This is a genomic window from Arthrobacter sp. P1_B9 (assembly GCF_056406495.1).
Genome location: NZ_JBFUAA010000032.1, coordinates 1 through 536, shown reverse-complemented (window position 1 = coordinate 536; position 536 = coordinate 1). Strand labels below are relative to the sequence as shown.

At 55.6% G+C, this 536-nt stretch carries 2 rRNA genes; both read left to right on the top strand.

The annotated features are described in order from the left end of the window. Nucleotides 1–186: ribosomal RNA gene (locus AC1D1A_RS20890) — 23S ribosomal RNA — on the top strand; the annotation flags it as partial. A gap of 222 nt (nt 187–408) precedes the next feature. Next, nucleotides 409–525 (top strand): 5S ribosomal RNA (gene rrf, locus AC1D1A_RS20885). Nucleotides 526–536 lie beyond the last annotated feature (11 nt).

Below are 536 nucleotides of genomic sequence, written 5' to 3'. Positions count from 1 at the left end.
GCTACGTTCGGATGGGATAACCGCTGAAAGCATCTAAGCGGGAAGCTCGCTTCGAGATGAGATTTCCATACACCTTGTGTGTGAGAGGCCCCCAGCCAGACCACTGGGTTGATAGGCCGGATGTGGAAGCGAGGACTAACGACTCGTGAAGCTGACCGGTACTAATAGGCCGATAACTTACACCACACACTCTTCCCGTGAACGGATTCAAAAGACGTTCACACCATGGGAAGGGTACAAAGAAACAAGACTGCTTGCGTCCACTATGTGGTTCCCAACCAACAAACCCGTCACCGACGGCACTGTTGCGACAGGAACAAAACCACAACAAAATAACAACACCACAGATGTTGTAACCACAGTTTTCCCCACCCCCGCCAACAGCGGGCACGGTGGCGGAGCAAGGGTTACGGCGGTCATAGCGTGGGGGAAACGCCCGGTCCCATCCCGAACCCGGAAGCTAAGACCCACAGCGCCGATGGTACTGCACCCGGGAGGGTGTGGGAGAGTAGGTCACCGCCGGAACACCATTAACG